We start from the raw sequence: 23,793 nt of genomic DNA on the forward strand, positions 1-23,793 counted from the left end.
GCCCTTAGCTCAGCTGGATAGAGCGTTTGACTACGAATCAAAAGGCCGGGAGTTCGAATCTCTCAGGGCGCGCCATTTATAACTTCATATGCCGGCGTGGCGGAATGGCAGACGCGCTCGACTCAAAATCGAGTGGGAAACCGTGGAGGTTCGAGTCCTCTCGCCGGTATAACATAACGGGATGTAGCTCAGCTTGGTAGAGCACCTGGTTTGGGACCAGGGGGTCGCATGTTCAAATCGTGTCATCCCGATATTATTTTCGCGGGTGTAGTTCAATGGTAGAACTTTAGCCTTCCAAGCTAATAGCGTGGGTTCGATTCCCATCACCCGCTTACCGATATAGAGAAAAAAGAGATGATCATGATCATTTCTTTTTTTTGTGCTTTTAGGGTTTTCACCAGACTACATACTCTCTGCAATTACATCCTTTTGAACTTGAACAAATACAACTCACCCTGTGATATGTTGATTGGCAGCGTGTAGATCAGATTAGCCCTCATTTTTTATAAAACGCTTACAAAAAATATCTTGCCTATTTAGCCATGATGTAATACTATACCAATTAAGCGCTTAACCTTTGTGGGTAAGGCGCTTAAACTTAACGTAGATTAAGCGCTTTACCCGTAAAGGGAAAGGAGACGAAACCCATGACAACGATCCGGCTGACCATGGCCCAGGCACTGCTCCGCTATCTGGATCAGCAGTATATTTCCGTAGATGGTGTGGAGACCAAATTCGTGAAGGGTGTTATCGGTATTTTCGGACACGGTAATGTTACAGGAATAGGAGAGGCACTGGAACGCAGCCCAGGAAGTCTGACGTACATGCAAGGCAAGAATGAACAGGGTATGGTACACACTGCAGCGGCTTATGCCAAGCAGAAGAATCGCAGGCAAATATACGCGTGTACCACATCGATCGGCCCAGGTGCGTTGAATATGATTACCGCAGCTGCAACAGCGACCGTGAACCGGATTCCTGTACTTCTGCTTCCTGGAGATAACTTTGCCACACGTGAGCCGGACCCAGTACTGCAACAGCTTGAGGTGAGCAGTGATTATACCGTCTCGGCTACAGACCCATTTAAAGCGGTCAGCAAGTATTGGGATCGCATTGTACGTCCTGAACAGTTAATGATTGCTGTAACACAGGCAATGCGTGTTCTCACGGATCCAGCGGAGACGGGAGCGGTTACGCTGGCACTGCCGCAGGATGTGCAGGCAGAGGCGTACGATTACCCGGAAGCGTTCTTCGCCCGCAAGGTGCATTACCTGGACCGCCGCCCCCCGGTTCAGGCAGCCATTGAACGGGCTGCGGAACAGCTGGCCCGTGGCAGGAAGCCGCTGCTGGTTGCTGGCGGCGGTGTGTTGTATTCCGAGGCGTCTGTTCAGCTCGCTGCCTTCGCCGAGGCATTCGGCATTCCGGTTGCCGAGACCCAGGCTGGCAAGAGTGCACTGTCCTGGGACCATCCACTCAACGTGGGGGCCATCGGGGTTACAGGCTCTCTGGCGGCAAACCGACTTGCTAGAGAAGCAGATGTTGTGATCGGCGTCGGCACCCGGTTCTCGGATTTCACGACGGCGTCCCGATCCGCTTTTCAGCATCCTGAAGTGACATTTATCAACCTAAATCTGAACGGTATGGATGCAGCCAAGCTGGGCGGGGAAGCCATCCTGGCAGATGCACGGGAAGGTCTGCAAGCCCTGCAAACGGCAATGCAGGAACGGGGATACCGTAGCGGCTACGGCCCATCTGAGGTTGCTGATCTGCGGGGTGAATGGAACCGAGAAGTAGATCGGTTGTATGAACTAAAGCACGAAGCTGGCTTGGCACAGACCACCGCCGTTGGAATTATTAATCGGACCATTGATCCATCTTCCATCATCGTGTGTGCGGCAGGAAGCCTGCCCGGAGATTTGCATCGCCTGTGGCGAGCGGCAGCACCGAAGACGTATCACATGGAATATGGCTTCTCCTGTATGGGCTATGAGGTGAGTGGTGCGTTTGGAGCAGCGCTCGCCGAGCCGGATCGGGAAGTATATGCCATGGTTGGTGACGGTAGTTACCTGATGCTGCATTCCGAGTTGGTGACCAGCCTGCAGGAACAGAAGAAGTTCACCATTTTGCTATTCAATAACAATGGATTCCAATGCATTCATAATTTGCAGCGTGAGCACGGCAGTGACGGATTCGGCAACGAGTTTCGTTATAGGGAATCGGAGAGTGGACGACTGACAGGGGATTACATGCCGATGGATTTTGCAGCACATGCCCGCAGTCTGGGAGCACAAGCATATCGAGCGGAAACAGCAGAGGAGCTGGAGCAGGCACTCAGGGATGCAAGGAAAGAGAGTGTGACTACACTTATCGAGATTCCGGTTGTACCAGGGACCAATGCAGGAGGATATGAATCCTGGTGGAATGTTGGCGTGCCGGAAGTATCAACGGAACAAAAGGTGGTAAATGCTCATCATGCCATGCAAGCCAGCCGTGCCAAAGCAAAGCTCATTTAATTCAGCACTGTATATCTGAACAGACAAGATGCTGTACTCAAATAAAGGAGATGTGGAGCCATGAACAAGCTGCCATTTCAGCTCGGGATTCATCCGATCAACTGGGTCGGCGAGGATGTGAAGGAGCATGGAGACAACACGACGTGTGAGCAGATTTTGGATGATATTCAGCGACTCGGACTGACTGGTACGGAGATGGGGCGCAAATATCCAACGGATCCAGCCGCACTGCGTGAGGAATTAGATAAGCGCAATATCCGTCTCGTTTCCCAGTGGAAGTCGGTATTGCTCTCCGACCCGGCATTCCGGAAATCAGAGCTGGACAGCTATCGCAGACACACGGAGTTTCTGCAATCGATGGGTAGTACGGTGATTAGTACAGCAGAGGTCGGGGGTTCCCTGCATTTTGATCCACGGCGGACTCCGCATGAGAAGGAAGTGCTAAGACTCAGTGAATCCGAGTGGCACATCCTTGCTGAAGGGTTGAACGAGGCGGGTGCCATTGCACGAGAACATGGATTGAAACTGACATACCATCACCATGGCGGCACTGTAGTGGAACGGCCGGAGGAGATCGACCGGTTGATGGAATTGACCGATCCTACTCTCGTTTACTTGCTTTATGACACGGGTCATGCCTACTACGGGGGAGCTGATCCACTTGCTCTGCTGCGTAAGCATTATGACCGGATTGCCTATATTCACTTAAAAGATATCCGTCCGGAGGTTCTGGATGAGGCACGGGCAGCACAATCTGATTTTGTCGGCTGTATTCGCAAAGGGGTATTTACTGTACCCGGGGATGGATGCATTGATTTTGCACCAATTCTGCAGGAATTGGTTGATCGGGGATACGATGGGTGGGCGATGCTTGAAGGCGAGCAGGATCCTGCCATTCATAACCCATATGAGTATGCGAAACGTTCCCTCTTGTACATGAATTCATTAATTAGGTAGACCATCTAATTCGGCATGAGTTTATTATGATTTCCATAGGGTTAGGTAACGAAGGTGTTTTTCATAGGTGCATATCAAAATACCAATGTAGACAGAAGGTGTATTCGGTGAGAAGAGTATGCTTTATCTGGATCGTTCAGCACCTTCAATCTAGAACACTATTCCATTTACAGAAAGGGGTTCTGAGCCATGGCTTACGTTTCCTTTCCTGCTTCCAGGAAGACGGATTTTACCGCAATCGGAAGACTATGCATTGACTTGAACGCCAATGAGATTAACCGTCCGATGGAAGAGACGATGACGTTTACGAAGTATGTAGGTGGATCTCCGGCCAATATTGCGATTGGCATGTCCAGGCTCGGCATGGAGACGGCCTTTATCGGGAAAATCGCCAATGACCAGATGGGAAGGTTCATCCATAGTTATCTGGAACGAAACGGAATTGATACGTCCAATGTGGTAACCGATGACACAGGAGCAGTGACAGGGCTTGCTTTTACCGAGATCAAAAGTCCAACCGACTGCAGCATACTGATGTACCGAGACCATGTAGCTGATCTGCTGTTACAAGCTCGTGAAGTGCAGGAGCAGCTGATCGAGGGTTCCAAAGTACTGCTAATTTCCGGAACGGCTCTTGCCCAGAGTCCATCTCGTGAAGCGGTATTTCAGGCACTAACGTATGCAAAAAAACATGGAACCGTTATTGTATTTGATCTCGATTATCGTCCCTACACCTGGACATCGGCGGAAGAAACAGCAGTGTATTACAACCTTGCAGCCGAAAAATGCGATATCATCCTGGGTACCCGTGAGGAATTCGACATGATGGAGACGTTTGACCATAATACACAGCGCAGCGATCAGGTGACCTCGCAAAAGTGGTTTGACTACTCAGCAAAAATTGTTGTTATCAAGCATGGCAAGGAAGGATCCATTGCCTATACCCGCGAGGGGTTATCCCATCGTGCAGACAGCTACCCAGCGCGTGTGGTGAAAACATTTGGAGCTGGCGACTCCTATGCAGCAGGATTCCTGTACGGATTAATGCAGAACTGGACGATTGAACGCAGTATGGCGTACGGCAGTGCAGCAGCGAGTATCGTCATTTCTAGTCACAGCTGCTCGGATGCGATGCCAACGGTGGAACAGGTGAATGACTATATTGATCGCTGTAATCGGGGCGAGATTATAGTGTCCTGAATCAATAAGGAATGGCTGCAACATATATAAGCGAAGGGAGACAGGGCTATGGGAAAAGGAATTTCGGAAGCGTCCACAACCGTGACGATGGTACAAAACTGGATCGGGGGTGCCTGGGTAGCCCCGGTGGCAACCCGAACCGAGCCGGTCATGAATCCGGCTACGGAGGAAGTCATTGCACACGTACCGCTGTCAGAACAGGCAGACGTGGATCTCGCGGTCCAAACGGCAAGAGAGGCATTCCCATCCTGGAGCAGCACGCCAGTTCCTCGCCGTGCGCGTGTTTTGTTCCGCTACCAGCAGTTGCTGGTAGAACACTGGGAAGAACTTGCCCGGCTGGTTACATTGGAGAACGGCAAAAGCTATGCTGAAGCCTACGGGGAAGTACAGCGGGGCATTGAATGCGTCGAATTCGCGGCGGGTGCCCCGAACCTGATGATGGGCAAGCAGCTGCCTGATATCGCCACAGGGCTGGAATCAGGCATGTATCGGTACCCAATCGGCGTTATAGGGGGGATCACCCCTTTCAACTTCCCAATGATGGTACCGTGCTGGATGTTCCCGCTGGCCATTGCGTGCGGGAATACTTTTGTGCTGAAGCCCTCTGAACGAACACCGCTGCTCGCAGGGCGCCTGGCTGAGCTGTTCAAGGAAGCCGGGCTTCCGGACGGTGTACTTAACATCGTTCACGGTGCGCATGACGTCGTGAATGGACTGCTTGAACATCCGGATGTTCAAGCCATCTCTTTTGTCGGCTCACAGCCTGTGGCTGAATACGTCTACACTACTGCATCCGCGCACGGAAAACGGGTGCAGGCACTCGCCGGTGCCAAAAACCACTCGATCGTCATGCCGGATGCCGACCTTGACCTGACGGTGAAGGAGATCACCAGTGCAGCTTTTGGCTCAGCCGGAGAACGCTGCATGGCCTGTTCGGTTGTCGTGGCCGTTGGTGATATTGCAGATGCGTTGGTCCAAAAGCTGGTGGAAGCAGCGGACAACATCACAATAGGCAATGGTTTAGATGAGGGTGTGTTCCTCGGTCCGGTCATTCGAGGTCCGCATAAAGAACGTACGCTCAGCTACATTGAATCTGGAGAACAGGAAGGCGCAGCCTTGATCCGTGATGGCCGCAAGGATGAAGCGGCAAGCACATCCGGATATTTTGTTGGACCCACCATATTCGACGAGGTTCAGAGCAGCATGAAAATCTGGAAGGATGAGATCTTCGCCCCTGTGCTCTCCATATCTAGAGTAGATACGCTCGAGGAAGCAATCCAGCTGGCGAATCGTTCCGACTTTGCCAATGGGGCGTGCCTGTTCACTCGTAGCGGGGCCAGCATGCGACAATTCCGTGAAACGATTGATGCAGGCATGCTTGGCATTAACCTGGGCGTACCTGCGCCAATGGCCTTTTTCCCTTTTTCCGGCTGGAAGAAATCCTTCTACGGTGACCTGCACGCCAACGGTACGGATGGTGTTGAATTTTATACGCGCAAAAAGATGGTGACGGCCCGCTGGTAACCACTGGTAACAATCCTAGGGATAAGCCAGACCAAGAGGGAGACCTCATCCTATAGCGAGCGAACAGGGACAGGGAGGATAACAAAATGGGCAAGGACAGAGTGAGAATTGGCATTATCGGTGCCGGGCGGATCGGTAAAATTCATGCAGACAATCTCCTACGCAACCCGCATGCCGAAATTGTAGGAATCAGTGATTTGTTTGCGGGGCCTGAGCTGGAGGCTTGGGCCTCCGTCCGGGGAATTTCGGTTGTAACGACAGACAGCAGTCAGCTTATCTCGATGCCGAACGTGGATGCTGTGCTGATCTGCTCCTCGACGGATACGCATGTACCCTTAATTGAACAAGCAGCGCAAGCGGGCAAGCATATTTTCTGCGAGAAGCCGGTCAGTATGGATTTGGCTCAAACCCAAGCGGCTGTAGCGGCTGTGCAAAAGGCTGGCGTGAAGCTGCAAATCGGATTCAACCGCCGTTTCGATCACAACTTCAAACGGGTGCGGGACCACGTGCAGGATGGGACGATCGGTGATCCGCATATTATCAAAATCACTTCACGGGACCCAAGCCCGCCGCCCGCGGAGTATATCCGGGTATCTGGCGGGATTTTCATGGATATGATGATTCACGATTTTGATATGGCACGTTATCTGTCGGGAAGTGAAGTAGAGGAAGTGTATGCCCAAGGGAATGTGCTGATCCACCCTGTTTTTGCAGAGCATGGAGATGTGGACACAGCCATTGTGACGATGAGTTTTGAAAATGGAGCTATCGGGGTCATTGATAACAGCCGCCAAGCGTTATATGGATATGATCAGCGTGCCGAGGTGTTTGGCTCATTGGGCAGTGCAGCAGCTGCAAACGATCATCCCAATACGGCAGAGATTAGTACAGCGGCAGGGCTTATGCGGGATAAACCGCTTCACTTTTTTCTGGAAAGATACAATGAGGCTTACGTGCAGGAGACGGCCCTTTTTATTGAAGCGATCCTGAAGGATACACCTGTTACTGTCGACGGCCATGATGCGGTTCAGGCTGAACGGATTGCACTGGCTGCAAGGATGTCCATGGAACAGGGGAGACCTGTCAAGCTGCGAGAAGTCACCGGGGTGACAATGGAATCTCAAACTGCATCGCCCTAAAAATTCATTTCAGCGTGCGCACAGAAAGGAGAGGCTGCAGCATGTCAGAACGTATCGTAAAACCGGCAGGACATTTGGAGGGGGACCGCACGCTTATACACGTAACTCCAGAGTCTGCTGGTTGGCAATATGTTGGGTTTCAGGTAGTACAGCTTGCAGAAGGGCAATCCTTCACCCGCGAGAGCGGTGATCAGGAACTCTGTATCGTACTGCTTAGCGGGCTGGCCAATATAAGTACGCGGGAGCATGCGTGGGAGAACGTTGGGAAGAGAATGAGCATATTTGAGAAAACACCTCCTTATTCCGTCTATGTCTCTAGCTCCGATCAGGTGGAGATCAAGGCTCTTTCGGCATTGGAAATAGCCATATGTGCGGCACCAGGCAAAGGAACATATCCAGCTCGTCTCATCACACCGGAAGACGTTGGAGTAGAGACCCGCGGGTATGGCAATCTGGAGCGCCAGATTCATAACATATTACCGGAACAGAAGGAAGCGGACAGTCTGCTCGTCGTTGAAGTATTTACGCCTGATGGACATTGGTCGAGTTATCCGCCGCATAAACATGACCGGGATGCCTTGCCTGAAGAATCACTGCTGGAGGAGACCTATTACTTCCGGGTGCAGCCCGAGCAGGGGTTTGCCATTCAACGCATTTACACGGATGATCGGTCAGTGGATGAGACACTGGCAGTAAACAACAGTGAAGTTGTGCTTGTCCCTTGCGGATACCACCCAGTAGGTGCTCCACCGGGATATGAGGTGTATTACCTTAATGTGATGGCGGGCCCGACTCGAACCTGGAAATTTTATAATGACCCTGACCATGATTGGCTAATGAAAAGGTAATGCGGTCTCATCAGCATCTTATAGTGTGGCTTCGAGTTGCGAATGCAGACTTCCCCCTGCATAATGAGAAGAAAACGATTACCTATATATAAGGATCTTGTATATAGCACAGATGGGGAATTAACAATGAAAGCAACCATTTATGATATTGCACGAGAGGCGGGCGTATCCATTGCCACAGTCTCACAGGTCATTAACGGCAAAGGGAAAATTAGTGAAAAGCGGCGCGCTGAGGTTATGGAGATCATGGAGCGCCTTAACTATCAACCTAGCGCGATTGCAGCTGCACTTACAGGCAAGCAAACCTATACGCTCGGTCTGCTTGTACCCGATATATCCAATCCCTATTTTGCCGAGCTTGCCAGAGCGGTAGAAGACCGGAGCCGTCAGCTGGGGTACAGTGTCGTGATCTGCAGCACGGACAATAAGGACGAGCGGGTAGAGCGCTATTTGAACTTGCTTCAGCAAAAAAGAGTCGATGGCATGATGATCGGAACGGGTATTGATAATGCTGAGATTTTGTCACCCTTTCTGCAGCAATCCATACCTGTTGCCTTAATCGCCCGTCAACTGCCATCCCTCTCGGTGCACACCGTTACAATCGATGACAGGCTCGGAGGCGCACTGGCTGCGCAGCATTTGCTTCAGCTCGGTCATACCCGCCTTGCGGTGGTGTCAGAGCCCCTCAAGGTCAGCAGCAGTAAGGAACGTATACGCGGATTCCGGGAAGCAGTGGAGGAAGCAGGTCTTGCTCTTGAATCTTCCCAGGTCAGGGAATCAACCGCGGACATAAAATCAGCCAAACAGGAGGTGCTTGTGCTGCTCGGGCAAACCACCCGGCCAACCGGCATATTTTGTTGTAATGACATGCAGGCCATTGGTGCGTTGCAGGCAGCAAAAGAGCTCGGCCTGCGAGTCCCTGAAGATGTCTCCATCATCGGATTCGACAATACCATTCTCGCATCCGTGACCAATCCACCGCTTACGACGGTTGCCCAGCCTATTGAGGATTTGGGGCATCGTGCTGTGGATCTGCTGATCGATGAGTTGAAGGATGAGCACAAACGGCCACAGAAATTGGTTCTGAAACCCGAGCTGGTGATCAGAGAGTCAACGGGGGATGTCTCCATTCGTTCTTAATTCAGGGATCCAGCATCACATCCGCTCGGGTGAGACATACAAACAAGCCGTATTCAACCTCGTAGGAGGATGGATTCGGCTTATTCCGTGTGGACCACGGGACCAGAAGGCATGATGAAATCCAATTGGTATGATGTAATCCAGCTGCTGCTTGGTAGGGGGAGGTAAGCTATTTTTTCGCATAGGGTAGCTATAATGTTCAATATGTTGGTTTGGATGGATGTATTAATATAGAACAATATATGGATGAAATGGTATACTGAAAGTAACATATGATATCCAATTGTTATACGAAATTAGGGTGAGAAAGATAGGTGATTTTATTAAAAGGTGGGGACTTGCTGCATCCATATGTTTCATTGTGGGCTTATTGCTACTGGATTTTTCTTCTGGTCAGAAGGAGATCACTACAGAATCAGCAGTAGAATCCCTCACACAGGATCCTCCTCAAACTAATGTGATGGACTGGGAAGTTACGAAACTATCTCCTGAACAGTTTCAAGAGAGATATACACAAAGAGAATGGGAAGCCCAGCATCAGAGGGCAAAGGAGCCACATCATTTTAGCGGATCAGGATTTTTCCAATTATAGATTGATTCAGGTGCATATAGGTTAACGAGAGGAGGTTGATTTATGAGTAGAAAAAGAAAGCTGATGCTGGGTATCGTTATTTTACTTGCCTTAGTAGCTACAGCGATACCTGTATACATATCTAAACAACATACCACGTTTCGGGCAGAGGTTACGGATCACATGACCATGCTGGACAAATTCGACCGGTTAGAAATCACGAGATTTTCAAGTACATCGGGGGACAGGGAGGAAGTGGTCATCAAGGATGCGGGGGAAATTCAGGACTTTCTGAAGGACTATAAAGACATTGAATTGAAGAAGATTAATCAGAGGGATACAGAACGGGAATCTCCCTATTATTATGAGTGGCGTCTTATGATTAACAAAGAGGAACGTGAAATCAATGGTTATGGAATCACCTTATATAACAAACATTCAATGACGATCTATGACGGTAATGATACGCGAGATAAACTACAGGACTATAAGGTGTCGCAAGATATGAATTGGTACAAGATAGAGCGCCTCTTTGAGGGAATAAAGGAGGAAGAATCATGACCAAGTACCATGTGCGTCCTGTTGAAACGGAAGATGTTCCGTTCCTGTGGGAGATGTTATACGCTTCCCTGCATACCCAGGCGGGTGATGCACCGTTGGAACCTGGGATTGTACATTCTGCAGAACTATCCAAGTACGTGGAAGGCTGGGGAAGAACAGGGGATTTTGGATATATCGCGGTAGGTCCATTAGGCAGGAAACTGGGTTCGATCACTTTACGTTTGTATGATGAGCACAATGCCGGATACGGTTACGTGAACGCTGCTACACCAGAGATGGGCATGGCAGTCATTGAGGAAGCACGTGGAAAAGGAATGGGCACTCTTCTGATACAAGCGGCATTGAAAGAAGCCCGGCAGAGGGGGATTGAGGCCGTGTCGCTCAGCGTAGATCCAGACAATGCAGCCATCCGACTTTACCGGCGTTTTGGATTCGAGGAGATTGGGATGTGTGGTACATCGGTCACCATGTTATGTCGGCTTCATCCAGCCCTTTTAGTCCTACCGGAGTCTAAATGGATATGAATATAGAAGAAGCGTTCCCATAAGGGAACGCTTCTCTTATTTCGTCAAAAATGCTAGTGCTTCATCATATGTTTCCCATTGGAATTCCGTCTGATGCTCCGATTCCTTGGAGATTCGATTCAGCTGCATCTTCGCAATGGCACTGCCGACCGCTACACTCGCACGTCTCATACCCCATTGTGTGAGCAGCTTTTGGTGCTCCACAATTTTCTCTTTGGTTTCTTGGGAGAAAGCCTTCATGTTCCGCATGTCCACCAGTACATCAAACGAATTATTCAATTGCTGCGCAATATTTTGAATTTCCCGATTCGTTTGTTCTACTTCTTCAGGGGAAACCATGCCATCCCAGATTATTTCAATAATAGGTTCCTTTGAATCCAAACGTCGTACAGACATACAGGCAACTCCCTCGAAAAAATTATGTAATATATAAGTCTATTGACCTATTAATTATACCCGAAAATCGGGTGTTGAAACAAATTTTTGAGATTATATAATACTTATGAACTATTTTTATACTAGCAGAGTTAATTTTAGGGAATCTAGGATGAGAGTGAAATAGCGGCTTCAAAAATAATAGAGCCGCCCAGGTTATTGCTCTGGACGGCTCTATTTATTTCAGGAGACAGATAGGGGGATGCTGAGCTTGCCCCTGTGGGTTGCTTCTTATATGACTACATTTTAATTAATATCCGATCTTTAGACTGCTGCCTTCTGTAGCTACTCCCTTGGAACGGGTAATCGGGAGCTTATGCTCAGCTGTAAACCCGAGGGTCTCCCCATCATGCAACGTGACGTCATTTTCAACCACATAGGTCATCGTCATAAACATCATTTCAAATACATCACTTAATGGGTTGGCTGAATGTATAATCTCGATCTCTTCTTTTCCGAAGTTACGCAATCCATAGGTATAAGCTGAAGCGCCTTCCGCATTCTGATACATTCCGATAAAAATCCATAGGGAAACAGGCAGCTCGTCCTGCTTGAGGATATAACTTGTCTCAACATACTGACGTGCCTCAACAACAAGTGGTGCCAAATATATGGCGAGTGCATGGTCAAGCTGTAACAGTGCACTTGCTGTCTTGGTAAACAGGATATGTCCCTGGATCGCATCCGGTGCATTCAGAACAGAGACGATAATCTGTGATTGATGCCTGGAAGTCACTTGTTCGGCTTCACGCCACAATATATTTAATTTGGCGTTCTCCTCTACTTCCCGGTCAGGAACAGGTGCACCGATATAAGCACATACCACCTGCATCCCATCTACCTCAAAGAAAAGGTTACCCTCTTCCGAACTCTCTTCAATATTAATATCCCAATCCTTCTTCATCGTGTGGATGAATTGATCAAAATCACAGTCATCCTGTTCCAAAAGGACAAAACCAACAATGGTTTCACTATGTGAAGAAGATTCGACGGCTCCGCCTACAGATACAGGTTCCTTTTTGCGACGCCGAAGCTTGTCAAACAGTCCCATGAGACATTCTCCTTTCCAAATCCATCACGGTAATGGGTATAACTGATTCCATTATTACCTTACCATACCATACTCTGGTCTGTAATGAATAAGGGCAGTGAGTTACCACTCAAGAGCTGATTAGAGGAAAAGCACCAGAAGCAATGCGATCATTGCTGGCAATCCTTGTTTGACGATAATAGACCGGGAAGCAGTTGCTCCTCCGTATAGGGCTGCGATGATGACACAAGCCAGGAAGAAGATCTGAATGTGCTGACCAATCACCGAGTCTGGATACACCAATCCCCAGATTAGCCCCGCTGCCAGAAAACCGTTGTAAAGCCCCTGGTTAGCTGCCAGAGATTTGGTTGACTCTGCGAATTCTGGTGTGAGGCCAAAGGTTTTCATTGTACGTGGACGCGTCCACATAAACATCTCCATGATCATGATGTAAATGTGTTCAATGGCTACCAGAGCCACAAAAACTGAACCAATCAATACGAACACCTTGCTTTCTTTTATGTAATTTATTTCATTATCTTCTCAGTATAAATGTTTGCATCTACAACTTAAAGTATTAATTAAATTTTACACAAATAAATTGAGCGAAATAAATAACTATAGAACGACTTGAGAAAACAAATTATTGATTATTTACAAACAATAAATTATATTATCTATAAATAAACAAACAATAATTTAATTAGTTGTTTAAAAAGTCCGAAGGAGGAGTTAGAGTGTTTCGTAATCCATATGTACGGACCATAGTCATTTCCCGATTACTTCTGCAATTGGGAATCTGGGTACGCAATTTTGCCATACTTTTGTATGTGACTGATCTGACCAACAATGATCCGCAGGCCGTATCATGGATCTCTGTGGCCGAGTATGCACCCATCTTTATTTTTGCAATAATCGGAGGAACCTTCGCTGATCGCTGGAGGCCCAAACATACCATGGTGTGGTGTGATCTGTTTTCCTCACTTTCTGCGGTAGTTGTGCTGGTTGCCTTAATATTTGGTCCCTGGTATTCAGTGTTGTTGGGTACCTTGGTTTCAGCCGTTTTCTCACAATTCTCACAGCCCTCTGCAATGAAGCTGTTCAAGCAGCATGTACCAGGTGAGAGGTTGCAGGGAGTAATGGCCATGTTTCAAACGATGGTTGCTGTCTTTATGGTGGTTGGTCCCATGATCGGAACGGTCATCTATCAGAACTACGGGATCGAAGTATCTCTTGTTCTTACAGCTGTGATGTTTGTGCTATCCGGGCTCGTTCTCTCGCGGTTACCTAAAGATGAAGGGGGTACTGTGGCTACAGGCATTCGGGGCTCATTCCATCAAGAGCTGGCTGAGGGATTTCGATATGTGTATGCCAATGTTGCTCTTCGGGCACTGGTCATGACTTTTGCGGTAGCCGGGCTGGCTGCAGGGTTGATACAACCGTTGATGCTCTTTGTTGTCATCGATAATCTGGGGCAGGACAAAACTTTTCTACAGTGGCTGCTCATGGTTAATGGTGCAGCCATGCTGGTGGGGGGCGCAATCATCATGAGTGCAGCCAAAAAACTTCAGCCTCAAGTGCTGCTCGCTTCAGGTTTGCTGATCAGTGCGTTCGGAACAATCATGATGGGCTGGTCCACCAACATTCTGCTGACCATGATTGCTCAGGTGATTAACGGTTTCTTTTATCCTTGGATTCATGTAGGCATTCAGACGATGATTATGCGCAATACGGACACGACCTTTATTGGCCGAGTGGGAGGGGCCGTTACTCCGGTGTTTATGGGCATGATGGTTATTAGCATGTCGTCAGCAGGTTATCTAATGAATCAATTGAACCTAACGACAGTAGTTACTGTGAGTGGTGTACTCTTTCTGGCAGGTGCGTTCATTTTGTTGCTGATGTTACCTAAGGGGAAGGAAGTCAGCGGATCTCACGTGATGAGGAGCACGGAGTAAATTGATTTGCAGGGTCAACAAATGCCGATTGCTGAAGTCCGCCTGTTGGGTAATAATATATTTCGAAGAGATGAATTACTCATGGAAAAGAGGAGATTGGCATGGGAACCGTTCAATTCGTGCTGCTTGCAGACGATCCATCGACGTTTGTTACGCGGACCGTACCGTTAATCGATATTGAGCTTGCTGGAATACCGGGAGACCGTCATTATGGCCTGCTGCGTCCGGCGGACTCCAGACAGAAGATATATAAGCGGGGCACGATGATTGCCAATCGTCGGCAGATTAGTATTGTGTCGGAGGAGGAATGTGCTCTCATCGCAGAGAAAATGAACATTCCCGAAATTCGTCCGGAATGGCTTGGTGCCAATATGCTGGTTCGTGGCATTGACCGCTTAACTGAGCTGCCTGCCGGAACGCGGCTTCTGTTTCCTGACGGGACAGGTTTGATATGCGAAGGCGAGAATCTTCCTTGTGTTCATCCAGGGAAAGTGATTGAGCAAGTCTATGAACAGGATGGTTTGCGCAAAAAATTCGTGCCTGCCGCCCGCAGAAAACGTGGTATTGTCTGCTCGGTTGAGCGGGAAGGTGCAATCCACACTGGTGATACGATTGAAGTTATACGCCTGTCCTGATATTTGGGGGCAGGTTTTTGCGTGATTGGATGTATTCTTCGGGTGTACTCCCGATAATGGATTTAAAGTCCTTGATGAAGTGAGGCTGATCGTGGTATCCAAGCTCCTGAGATAGCTTAACCAGATCGCAGTGAAGACCGCGGTCAATCAGTTCGGCTGCATTTTGCAGTCGGTAGAGCTTGATTACCGTTTTGGGGCCGATTCCTACATACTGATTGAACAGGCGCTGGAGTTTTCTTGTATGAATGTTCCAGAACGACGACAGATCATCCACCCTCAACAGTTCCCGGTTCAGTTCAATCTGCTGCACGATATCGTGAACCAGTCTCGCTTGGGTATCCTCAGCGGGAAGATGTGCACATAGAAGCTGATCCATGTAACTGATTTTATCGACATCACTGCCATCTGTGAGCAGTTGTTCTTCCAATGAAGCTGCGCTGGCGTCAAGCACACGGGAAACTTCTAACGGTCGTTCACACAATGATGAGACGGGGAGACGAACAAAGGGATAGAATCCTCCCGGTCGGAACTTTACGCCAAACACCTGCCCCTTTCCGCGAATGAGATAGGAGAATTTGCGTCCGGAAGGACCGAAGAAAAACGTGTTGCCTCGCTCTACGACCAGATTAACACAGGGATTGGGCACCACATGCTGTGGATAGGATTCAAGACCTGTAAGATCCCACGATACCATCCAGTAATGTTTAACAAAAGGACTGAGTGCTTCCGCAGGAGCATGCCGTGTCAGCTCATATCTTTTTTTGCCTTCGTCCAGTTGAAGCAGGCCCATGCTGGGTCTGCTGATATGGGTTGAGGATTCCATCTTGTTCATCTCCTCTGTATTTAATGTGGCTATCCCTGTGTTCGCAGGTACAGAAAAACATGGGTCTTGTCCGGTCACTTCTGCTCTCGGAACAGCAGTGCTCGAACAGCAAAACGTGGTAATATAAGCTGTCTTCGCCATCTTGAGGGCTGGCTGAGCAGCCGGTACAACCATTCCAGATTTAGCTTTTGCCAAGAGGCCGGGGCACGTTTGGTCTTGCCTGCAACGATATCCAGGCTTCCTCCGACGCCAATGGCTACACGAGCATTCAGCAGATGGCGGTGTTTGTCGATCCAGTGCTCGGCATTCGGTGCTCCGAGTGCGACAATAAGAAAGTCTGGTTGTGCATTGCGAATTTCCTCCACAATGTGCTCTTCCTCATCCGTTGAGAAAAAACCATGGTGCCTGCCGCTAACGATTACACCCGGATAATTCTCCTCTATGACTTCCGCTGCCCGTTTACTAACCTTCTCTTCTGCTCCAAGCAAATAGAAGGACCAACTTTTCCGGTTTCCCTCTTCCATTAAGCGGAATAAAAGATCACAGCCGGTTACCCGCTCAGTCAATTGCCCGCCTCGGAAGCGTGAGACCATCACGATGCCTGCCCCATCAGCGGTCACCAGTCCGGCTTGATCCACGATCGCCCGGAGTGTTTGGTTCTTTTGACACGACATGACGATTTCCGGGTTTCCCGTAATGACTTGAAAGAGTTCAGTGCTACGCTGATCTACAACATCGCCTAGAATGGTGACGGTCTGCTCCATGGTAAGGTTGGGAAAAGAAATACCCATAATATTCGTAGTTTGGCTCATGCTTTGCTTCCTTTCTGATGAACGCCCCACCAATGAATAGGGCAAACTCATGGTACCACTCCTGTTATTTCATTCCATTTTAGTATATCTGATCTTCTGACAAAGAACTATATGGTTCAGTTATCAGTTATGGAACAAGGGATTCTCTATAATTCTACTCTTATTTTTCCGGTTGTCGTGTTTTTACAATACGAAGTTAGGGGTATAACGATAGGATAGGAGTGCGAGTTGGTAGATCGCATATCCATTGCATAAGGGAGTGAGTTCATGGAATTAAAATATGAATTTTATATCAATGCCGGGCTGGAAGACGTGTGGAATGCCCTGATTTCACCTGACGGCACACGAAGCAGTTTCTTTGGCAGTGAACTTCGTTCCAATTTTCAACCAGGCCAGCCGTTTGCTTATGTAGGACCAGGCAATGATGGTGCTGAAACCGTCCATGTGTACGGTGACATTTTAGAGTTCGAACCTTTATCCAGACTCAGTTATCGGGAACATCCCGGACCCTCGTATCATGCGAATCATACAGATCTTGAATCCAGAGTGGTCTTCCAGCTCGAGACCGTGGGCGAATGTACCAAACTGACCTTGATCAATGATCAATTTACGGAGAATCATCCTTCCTATGCAAACGCGCAGAGCAGCTGGTGGATGATTTTAAGCAGTATCAAAACCTGGGCAGAAACGGGAAAAACTTTGGACTTCGGCTGGTAAAAAAAATATACCTGATTGGTCACATAAAAAATCCACCGAAAGGCAGCCGAGCCTTCGGTGGATTTTATTTGTCTATATTTTAACAGTATCGATTGAATTGAATTATACTTGTTGAACCTTGATCAGGTTGGTATTACCGGATTGACCGATAGGTACACCTGCGGACAACACGATAATGTCGCCTTTTTCGATATAACCTGTTTTGATTGCGTTACGTGTAGCAGATTCGAACATTTCATCCGTCGTCGTTACTTTGTCGCCCATAACTGGGATAACGCCGGAGAGCAAGCAAATTTTAGCGAGTACTTCTTCATGCTGAGTAACGGCGATAATCGGTGCTTTCGGACGGTACTTGGAGATCATGCGTGCCGTGAAGCCACTTTCTGTGGAAGTGATGATCGCTTTGGCATTCAGTACAAGAGAGGAACTTACAGCTCCCTGACTGATAACTTCCGTAATGTCGGCTACTTGTGCAGCTGATTTTTGACCGAATTGCTCTTTGTAATCAATCATCGTTTCAGCACGACGTGCAACAGCAGCCATTGTGCGAACAGATTGAACAGGATACTTACCTGCAGCCGATTCACCGGACAGCATGACTACGTCTGCGCCTTGAAGAACGGCGTTCGCTACGTCGCTGACTTCGGAACGGGTTGGACGCGGGTTAACTTGCATGGATTCCAGCATGTGTGTAGCAACGATAACCGGTTTACCTGCACGGTTACATTTGTCGATCATTTCTTTTTGCATCATAGGCACGTCTTCAATCGGTACTTCAACCCCGAGGTCACCACGAGCTACCATGATACCATCAGAAGCTTCAATAATATCGTTCAGGTTGGTCATACCTTCCTGATTTTCAATTTTGGAGATGATCTGCACGTGATCTGCACCGCGCTCTTTCAGGATGCTGCGAATTTCACGAATGTCATCGCCTTTGCGAACAAAGGAAGCTGCAATGATTTCGATATCGTTTTCGATTCCGAATCCGATGTGCATAACGTCACGCTCGGTTACACCCGGCAGAGTCGTTTTGATTCCTGGCAAGTTTACACCTTTACGTGGTTTAAGAATGCCGCCGCTGATGATTTTGCAATGAATATCCGAACCTTCTACAGAGAGTACAGTCAGGTCTACCAGACCATCGTCAATCAGGATGCGATCGCCAGGCTTCACAACGAGATTCAATTCAGGATAGTTTACGGAGATGCGCTCTGCGTCACCCAGGATTTCTTCCGTCGTCAGAATCAGCTCTTTGCCTGCTTGCAAGTGGCAGGATGCTTCTTTCAGTTTGCCGATCCGAACTTCCGGTCCTTTGATGTCCATCATAATAGGTATATATTTGTTCAGCTCGGAAGCTGCTTGGCGGATGTTGTTAATCCGGGTAACGTGGTCTTCCAGCTCACCGTGAGCCATATTCAGACGGGCCACCGTCATGCCTTCCTGAATCATTACTTTCAACGTTTCGATCGAGTCACAAGCAGGTCCCATAGTACAAATAATCTTTGTTTTCAACATGCTGATTTCCTCCTCATATTTTGCTTATGTGTGTATTGTAGCGTTTTCTGTCGAATCAGGGTATGAACTATAGTACAATGATTGGAGTATAGTCCAGTAATGAGGTGAGTTATGATCACTCCGTTAGAAGTAAGGCATATTAATGGCGTCGGTTGGTACGAAGAAGCAGTGCAAACCGAAGGAACCTGGCGCTTGAGCCTGGTTACATATGGGAAATGTGTATATTGGGTGAACGGCGAGAAACAGATTATGGAGAAGGGGGAATTGTTGTTGATTCCCGGTGATGTCTCCTACTATGGCAAAAGCATTCCTACGGTAACGCACACTCAAATTGTTGTCCATTTGCAAGGAGATCATGCCGATGGATTGCCTGCATTAGAACGGGAAGAAGCGTTAAGGCATAGACCAGGATGTTACGAGTTGATTCATGAACGCATGAAGGCGATTCACCAGCAGTGGCAGGAACGTCCTTCTTATTATGTCATGATGAGTCAGGCGTTATTGATGGAAGTGTTGATTTATGTGAATCGGGAACTGGACCGGGGAGTTATCCCACCAGAGAAACATATGCACGCAGAGCGGATGAAACGATACATCGAGCGCCATTACCGGGAAAAGTTAACGAAGGATGATCTCGGAGATGCAATTGGCAAGACGCCAAATTATGCTGCAGCATTGTTCAAAAGCATGACGAATCAAACGATCAGCCAGTATGTGCATGACCAGCGGATGAAACGAGCGTTATATCTCCTCACCGAATCACAGTTGTCCATTCAGGAGATTGCCGAATTTCTTGGTTATCGGGACTTGTCGTACTTTTACCGCATTTTCAAACGCATAACCGGAACCCAGCCTTCCGACTGGCTCCATGAGCGTCCTCCTGTGATTTGAGATGGAACATTAACCCTGGAGGTGGGTCGGTTTTGGTTTCTTCTATATATAGATGTGCAAAAAAAGAGGGCCGCTGGCCCTCTTTTGATTTCATGCAGCATATATCCTTGCTGTCTTTAAGAAGTGATTAAGCATTGCTGCTTGTATTGGTGGCACCTACACGCTGCTTTGTTTTTTTGCGGGCAAGGCTGCTGCGGGCCAAGACTGCCCGGACGGCCCAATACGCTGCTTCCGCAAACAGAATTCCGCCTGCAACATCCAGCAGGGAGTGCTGTTTTACAAGCACCGTTGAAGCAATGATCAGCCAGAGCCACACTGACCAGGAGATTCGGGCGAGTGGTCGGAAATTCAAATGCCGATTAATGATTATAAACAGCAGATAACTTGTGAGGCAGTGAACGCTTGGAAAACAGTTGAATGGAGCATCATTGGCATAGATGAACTGAACTAACGTACTGCTCAGATCGGTTCCGCCGACCATTGGCCGCGGGACATGCGTTGGAAAGACTGCAAAACAGATGTTGGCCGCGATGACCCCGACATTATAGGTCAGTAGTGTACGCCAGAATAACGATTTATTCGTCAGGCCCAGATAGATAAAGCCAAGGTATAGAATAGGCATCCAACTGATGTAAGGGTAGATAAATTCTTTGATAAATGGAATTTGTGTATCAATCCAAGCGTAATTGTAGAAGACATTGTCACCCGGATTACTGCCTAGAAAAACATATATGGTGCCTTGAAGTGGTATGCAGAGTATAGCCAGCAGATGCCCCCAGCGCAGAAATAGTTCTTTCATATTGACCCCCTGATTTGTTATGCATCATGCACGTTCGTTATTTTACCTTTTTTCTCTCTATATAAGACGCTGCAGAGTAGGGTTAACCCTGCAGCCAATATCTTTCGTACTACTATGATGACAGTTTTGAACACAAGCCATACCTGATTTTAGGGGAAAAGAGGGTAGAGAAAGTCTCTATTTTGTTACTTTTATAAATTTATCCAAAAAAGGATACTCGAAAGTTTACTGATATGATACAACTAAATTGTCATATCGGATTCTCATGACAACGATAAATGACAATGAAATGAGGCTGATTCACCCATGGCAACCCCGCAAACCGGAAAAAAACCATCGTTCTCCGTACGCAGACCGGTACTGGCTGTGATTATCATTGAACTGCTGCTCTTGCTCGCTGTATTTGTAGCAGGGGCTGTGGCGACGGTGAAGCAATTGGATTACACGTCCCCAGTGCTTATGTCCTTTACGCCAATGGCTGTTGTGCTCATCATTTATCTGACCCTGCGGCGCAGGTGGGCCGAGACAGGGTTTCGTTCCCTAAGAACCATCCCGGTTCAGCACGCAAAGTATTATATTCCGCTACTCCTTGTACTGGGTACAATCGCCCTGAAAGGTTTTGCGGAGCTGACTTTAGCGAAAGTGACCTTCTTTATCTTTTTTACGCTGCTCGTTGCCTTTGTGGAAGAAACCGTATACCGCGGACTTATTTTCAAAACATTACTTCGCAAGAGTGCAGTGGCAGCGGTAGTGACCTCAAGCATTTTATTTTCCATTACACATATGTTGAATGCACTCTCAGGTCAAAGTATGGCGGATACGATGCTGCAGCTGATCTATGCATTACTGCTCGGAGCTGTACTGGCGCTGTTAATGCTGAAAAACGGGAACATCATTCCCTTGATTCTGTTTCACTTCATACATAATTTGATCCAGTTCCTAAGTGATGACCTCAAGGATACGAATACTCTTCCTTATGATCTTTTCTTGTTAATCGTTCTTGCCGTTCATTGTGTATGGTTGATCTACAGTGCTCGAAAAGAAAAAAGGATCTCTGCCGATGCGGGATCTGCTGGACATGAAGTTACACATTAGATCGTTCCTAAGGCGCCTTGGTAACCGCATTTAGCACTTGTGATGTACTCGTGTTATACTTCAGTCTGGCGGTAGGGGTGACACTGGATTCGGTTTCCTGTGTCAGCCCCTTTCGCACATTAGAATAGACAGCAGGTGATTAAGGATGGAAAAAACAGCACAGGAAGTCGCCGAATGGATGGTTCAGGAGATTAAGTTTACCGGAACATTGAAGCAGGAAGCAGCAATTGAATACGTGAAGACTCATTTTGGTGATGAATTTGTTTTTGTTAATGAGAACGGGAATGCTTCTTTATCCAAAGAAGTGAAAAAAGCATTCCGAAAGCTCCATGGTGGGCAGATCGCCTGGGATCGGGATGCCTTTATGTGGGCTTGGACGTAGGTTCATTTCGATGTATAGGATAAGTGAATCTAATTGAAATGGATATGCATGCCAAAATATTTTATAAAAAATGTATAAGTTGGTTCGGATCTGCATATCCTTTCATAAGACCGCACAGCAGCGGATGTGTTTTTGAACAAGACTTGTCCACGGCAGCACGAATAACATGTATTTCCAAAGCTGTTTGAAAAGAAAATACAAAGATTTGCTTTTTGGCAGAATTAGAGTTATAATAAGAACAAGTTGTAGAGAGAGTGGAAAACCTAATTCACATATTGTAAAGGGCGATCACTTATAGGTTATGACTGGTACCTTTTTCAATGTGTGAATTTTTATTTGCTTGCTGCAAAGAACAAAGGAACATGTTAATCTTTATTTGGAGGTGTAATTCACATGCAAAACGGAACAGTAAAATGGTTCAACGCTGATAAAGGCTTCGGTTTCATCGAAGTTGAAGGCGGAGAAGATGTATTCGTACACTTCAGCGCTATTACAGGCGAAGGCTTCAAAACGCTGGACGAAGGTCAACGCGTGCAATTTAAAATTGTACAAGGAAACCGTGGTCCTCAAGCAGAAGAAGTTGTAAAACTGTAATTAAAGCATAGCTGCCTTTAACATGTTATAATGGTAAAGGCAGCTTCTTTTTTTTTGAGCAGATAGATGTAAGTCGGCCCAATAAGTTGTCGAGGCAGTAGCCCAGCGGGGTCAAGACTTCCGCTAAGTATAGGCTTCTGTGAAATAACGTCGGTTAGATGTTTTTCCATAACAAGGGGGTAGAAGTCATGTATAATCGCAAAAAGCCATTGGAAGAAATTCCACAAGCGGATGCGGCAATCTGGGAATGTACGAGTGATACGTGCAAAGGATGGATGCGGGACAATTTTGCGTTTGATAGCGTGCCAACTTGTCCGATATGTGCTTCTGAGATGGTTAGCACGACTAGGATGCTGCCATTGCTTGAAAATTCGAACAGTAACATGAAGACGATGTCTAAAGGAAATCGGATTTAACATAGCTTACCCGCCTCTAACGAGGTGTTTTTTTTTAACTTAGACCTGACATCTTGTGCAAAGGTACGGGTAATGAAATATGAAATTCCCGGCATTCGTTTTGGCGAATGCCTTTTTTTATTCGTTTTGAAATATTGAAATATAACAAACACCCCTCATGGCAGTACCATCATGAGGGGCATTTTTATTTTAAAATAGCTAGTGAGTGTGATTGCTTAGATGAAAAGGAATGGAAGCAGCAATAATGTGGTTACCAGCGCAACATCATATCCGGCCCCGTATCCGTAACCCCCGCCGTACCCGTATCCGTAAGGGCCATAGGCGGAAGACTTTACTCTTTTTGCGGTAACTGCGTTGTTTTTCCCTTTTCTGCGGAGCTGCTGTTTGGATTTTACAGAGCACAAGCGTGGGCCTTCGAAACTTCCGCTGACATAAATCTTGCCATCCCGGCAGCCTCCAAGTGTACCGTATATGTGCTTGCCATCTTTCATAATCATACATACCGGGCGTCCAACGTGTGGAGACACCGTCTCTTCACATACCGGATGAATTCTGTGCATGCATATCCCCCTCAGATTTTGCGGTTTGCCGCTTGGAATCAACGGTTTGTATATCATAGTAAAAAGAGAGTGAATTGGTATGGACGAGTACCCGGAAAATGTATAGGGATGTGCCGCTTTTGCCATTGCTCCATACACTGGAGGGAGGGAA

General features: G+C 47.6%; 26 protein-coding genes and 3 tRNA genes. 21 read left to right on the forward strand and 8 right to left on the reverse strand.

What is annotated here, in order from left to right:
• Positions 1 to 90: 90 nt before the first annotated feature.
• From AC3WQ3_RS27580 to AC3WQ3_RS27640, 13 genes are all read left to right on the forward strand, one after another.
• Positions 91 to 169: transfer RNA gene (locus AC3WQ3_RS27580), tRNA-Leu, on the forward strand.
• A gap of 8 nt (positions 170 to 177) precedes the next feature.
• A tRNA-Pro gene (locus tag AC3WQ3_RS27585) sits at positions 178 to 251 on the forward strand.
• 10 nt (positions 252 to 261) lie between these two features.
• Positions 262 to 332: transfer RNA gene (locus AC3WQ3_RS27590), tRNA-Gly, on the forward strand.
• Between the two features lie 315 nt (positions 333 to 647).
• Positions 648 to 2,513: a 3D-(3,5/4)-trihydroxycyclohexane-1,2-dione acylhydrolase (decyclizing) gene (gene iolD / locus AC3WQ3_RS27595; RefSeq protein ID WP_492474244.1), complete on the forward strand. Its 1,866-nt coding sequence runs from the start codon at positions 648 to 650 to the stop codon at positions 2,511 to 2,513.
• A 60-nt stretch (positions 2,514 to 2,573) separates the two neighbouring features.
• A complete protein-coding gene (gene iolE / locus AC3WQ3_RS27600) occupies positions 2,574 to 3,470 on the forward strand; it encodes a myo-inosose-2 dehydratase (RefSeq protein ID WP_492474245.1) in 897 nt (298 codons plus the stop codon).
• Positions 3,471 to 3,659: 189 nt separating this feature from the next.
• Positions 3,660 to 4,670, forward strand: a complete 1,011-nt coding sequence (iolC, locus tag AC3WQ3_RS27605) for a 5-dehydro-2-deoxygluconokinase (protein ID WP_154897008.1) — start codon at positions 3,660 to 3,662, stop codon at positions 4,668 to 4,670.
• Between the two features lie 48 nt (positions 4,671 to 4,718).
• The gene (locus AC3WQ3_RS27610) at positions 4,719 to 6,194 is read left to right on the forward strand and encodes a CoA-acylating methylmalonate-semialdehyde dehydrogenase (RefSeq protein WP_281280821.1); all 1,476 of its coding nucleotides are present in this window, start codon (positions 4,719 to 4,721) and stop codon (positions 6,192 to 6,194) included.
• An 86-nt stretch (positions 6,195 to 6,280) separates the two neighbouring features.
• Positions 6,281 to 7,333 carry an inositol 2-dehydrogenase gene (gene iolG / locus AC3WQ3_RS27615; protein ID WP_492474246.1) on the forward strand — a complete coding sequence of 351 codons (1,053 nt, stop codon included), beginning with the start codon at positions 6,281 to 6,283 and terminating at the stop codon, positions 7,331 to 7,333.
• A gap of 41 nt (positions 7,334 to 7,374) precedes the next feature.
• Positions 7,375 to 8,181 carry a 5-deoxy-glucuronate isomerase gene (gene iolB / locus AC3WQ3_RS27620; protein ID WP_492474247.1) on the forward strand — a complete coding sequence of 269 codons (807 nt, stop codon included), beginning with the start codon at positions 7,375 to 7,377 and terminating at the stop codon, positions 8,179 to 8,181.
• Positions 8,182 to 8,307: 126 nt separating this feature from the next.
• Positions 8,308 to 9,321, forward strand: coding sequence for a LacI family DNA-binding transcriptional regulator (locus AC3WQ3_RS27625; protein ID WP_492474248.1), 1,014 nt, complete (start codon positions 8,308 to 8,310; stop codon positions 9,319 to 9,321).
• A 283-nt stretch (positions 9,322 to 9,604) separates the two neighbouring features.
• A complete protein-coding gene (locus AC3WQ3_RS27630; protein WP_492474249.1) occupies positions 9,605 to 9,913 on the forward strand; it encodes a hypothetical protein in 309 nt (102 codons plus the stop codon).
• 42 nt (positions 9,914 to 9,955) lie between these two features.
• Positions 9,956 to 10,453 carry a hypothetical protein gene (locus tag AC3WQ3_RS27635; protein ID WP_492474250.1) on the forward strand — a complete coding sequence of 166 codons (498 nt, stop codon included), beginning with the start codon at positions 9,956 to 9,958 and terminating at the stop codon, positions 10,451 to 10,453.
• Positions 10,450 to 10,977: a GNAT family N-acetyltransferase gene (locus AC3WQ3_RS27640; protein ID WP_492474251.1), complete on the forward strand. Its 528-nt coding sequence runs from the start codon at positions 10,450 to 10,452 to the stop codon at positions 10,975 to 10,977. Before AC3WQ3_RS27635 ends, AC3WQ3_RS27640 begins: the two co-directional genes overlap by 4 nt.
• Positions 10,978 to 11,013: 36 nt before the next feature.
• Here AC3WQ3_RS27640 and AC3WQ3_RS27645 read toward each other — a convergent pair whose 3' ends face one another.
• From AC3WQ3_RS27645 to AC3WQ3_RS27655, 3 genes are all read right to left on the reverse strand, one after another.
• Positions 11,014 to 11,373, reverse strand: a complete 360-nt coding sequence (locus AC3WQ3_RS27645) for a hypothetical protein (protein ID WP_492474252.1) — start codon at positions 11,371 to 11,373, stop codon at positions 11,014 to 11,016.
• Positions 11,374 to 11,662: 289 nt separating this feature from the next.
• Positions 11,663 to 12,463, reverse strand: a complete 801-nt coding sequence (locus AC3WQ3_RS27650) for a DUF4261 domain-containing protein (RefSeq protein WP_095293537.1) — start codon at positions 12,461 to 12,463, stop codon at positions 11,663 to 11,665.
• A 120-nt stretch (positions 12,464 to 12,583) separates the two neighbouring features.
• Positions 12,584 to 12,949, reverse strand: coding sequence for a DUF1304 domain-containing protein (locus AC3WQ3_RS27655; protein WP_419720078.1), 366 nt, complete (start codon positions 12,947 to 12,949; stop codon positions 12,584 to 12,586).
• 230 nt (positions 12,950 to 13,179) lie between these two features.
• Here AC3WQ3_RS27655 and AC3WQ3_RS27660 point away from each other — a divergent pair, with 230 nt between their 5' ends.
• Both AC3WQ3_RS27660 and AC3WQ3_RS27665 read left to right on the forward strand, forming a co-directional pair.
• Complete coding sequence (locus AC3WQ3_RS27660) at positions 13,180 to 14,400, forward strand: MFS transporter (protein ID WP_492474253.1); 1,221 nt, start codon at positions 13,180 to 13,182, stop codon at positions 14,398 to 14,400.
• A 101-nt stretch (positions 14,401 to 14,501) separates the two neighbouring features.
• Positions 14,502 to 15,035, forward strand: a complete 534-nt coding sequence (locus AC3WQ3_RS27665) for an MOSC domain-containing protein (RefSeq protein WP_492474254.1) — start codon at positions 14,502 to 14,504, stop codon at positions 15,033 to 15,035.
• Here AC3WQ3_RS27665 and AC3WQ3_RS27670 read toward each other — a convergent pair.
• Together AC3WQ3_RS27670 and AC3WQ3_RS27675 are read right to left on the reverse strand one after the other, a co-directional pair.
• Positions 15,019 to 15,858 (reverse strand): DUF6597 domain-containing transcriptional factor, encoded by an 840-nt coding sequence (locus tag AC3WQ3_RS27670; protein WP_492474255.1) that lies wholly within the window; start codon positions 15,856 to 15,858, stop codon positions 15,019 to 15,021. The genes AC3WQ3_RS27665 and AC3WQ3_RS27670 overlap by 17 nt on opposite strands.
• Before the next feature lie 74 nt (positions 15,859 to 15,932).
• A complete protein-coding gene (locus tag AC3WQ3_RS27675) occupies positions 15,933 to 16,670 on the reverse strand; it encodes a WecB/TagA/CpsF family glycosyltransferase (protein WP_492474256.1) in 738 nt (245 codons plus the stop codon).
• Between the two features lie 267 nt (positions 16,671 to 16,937).
• Here AC3WQ3_RS27675 and AC3WQ3_RS27680 point away from each other — a divergent pair, with 267 nt between their 5' ends.
• Entirely contained in the window at positions 16,938 to 17,387 is a 450-nt protein-coding gene (locus tag AC3WQ3_RS27680) for an SRPBCC family protein (RefSeq protein WP_127541311.1), read from the forward strand.
• 102 nt (positions 17,388 to 17,489) lie between these two features.
• Here AC3WQ3_RS27680 and pyk read toward each other — a convergent pair whose 3' ends face one another.
• Entirely contained in the window at positions 17,490 to 18,905 is a 1,416-nt protein-coding gene (pyk, locus tag AC3WQ3_RS27685) for a pyruvate kinase (RefSeq protein WP_154897018.1), read from the reverse strand.
• A gap of 111 nt (positions 18,906 to 19,016) precedes the next feature.
• On the opposite strand from pyk, the gene AC3WQ3_RS27690 reads away from it, so the two are divergent.
• A complete protein-coding gene (locus tag AC3WQ3_RS27690; RefSeq protein ID WP_492474257.1) occupies positions 19,017 to 19,796 on the forward strand; it encodes a helix-turn-helix transcriptional regulator in 780 nt (259 codons plus the stop codon).
• A 127-nt stretch (positions 19,797 to 19,923) separates the two neighbouring features.
• Here AC3WQ3_RS27690 and AC3WQ3_RS27695 read toward each other — a convergent pair whose 3' ends face one another.
• Entirely contained in the window at positions 19,924 to 20,595 is a 672-nt protein-coding gene (locus AC3WQ3_RS27695) for a phosphatase PAP2 family protein (RefSeq protein ID WP_492474258.1), read from the reverse strand.
• 306 nt (positions 20,596 to 20,901) lie between these two features.
• On the opposite strand from AC3WQ3_RS27695, the gene AC3WQ3_RS27700 reads away from it, so the two are divergent.
• From AC3WQ3_RS27700 to AC3WQ3_RS27715, 4 genes are all read left to right on the forward strand, one after another.
• A complete protein-coding gene (locus AC3WQ3_RS27700) occupies positions 20,902 to 21,690 on the forward strand; it encodes a CPBP family intramembrane glutamic endopeptidase (RefSeq protein ID WP_492474259.1) in 789 nt (262 codons plus the stop codon).
• Positions 21,691 to 21,835: 145 nt separating this feature from the next.
• Positions 21,836 to 22,072: a DUF6953 family protein gene (locus AC3WQ3_RS27705; RefSeq protein WP_095293548.1), complete on the forward strand. Its 237-nt coding sequence runs from the start codon at positions 21,836 to 21,838 to the stop codon at positions 22,070 to 22,072.
• A 393-nt stretch (positions 22,073 to 22,465) separates the two neighbouring features.
• Positions 22,466 to 22,666: a cold-shock protein gene (locus AC3WQ3_RS27710; RefSeq protein WP_024633772.1), complete on the forward strand. Its 201-nt coding sequence runs from the start codon at positions 22,466 to 22,468 to the stop codon at positions 22,664 to 22,666.
• Positions 22,667 to 22,854: 188 nt separating this feature from the next.
• A complete protein-coding gene (locus tag AC3WQ3_RS27715) occupies positions 22,855 to 23,082 on the forward strand; it encodes a cold-shock protein (RefSeq protein ID WP_095293549.1) in 228 nt (75 codons plus the stop codon).
• A gap of 215 nt (positions 23,083 to 23,297) precedes the next feature.
• On the opposite strand, the gene AC3WQ3_RS27720 is transcribed toward AC3WQ3_RS27715, so the two are convergent.
• The gene (locus AC3WQ3_RS27720) at positions 23,298 to 23,642 is read right to left on the reverse strand and encodes a hypothetical protein (protein WP_127541303.1); all 345 of its coding nucleotides are present in this window, start codon (positions 23,640 to 23,642) and stop codon (positions 23,298 to 23,300) included.
• Positions 23,643 to 23,793: the final 151 nt, after the last annotated feature.

It is taken from the genome of Paenibacillus sp. FW104-T2, assembly GCF_058789975.1.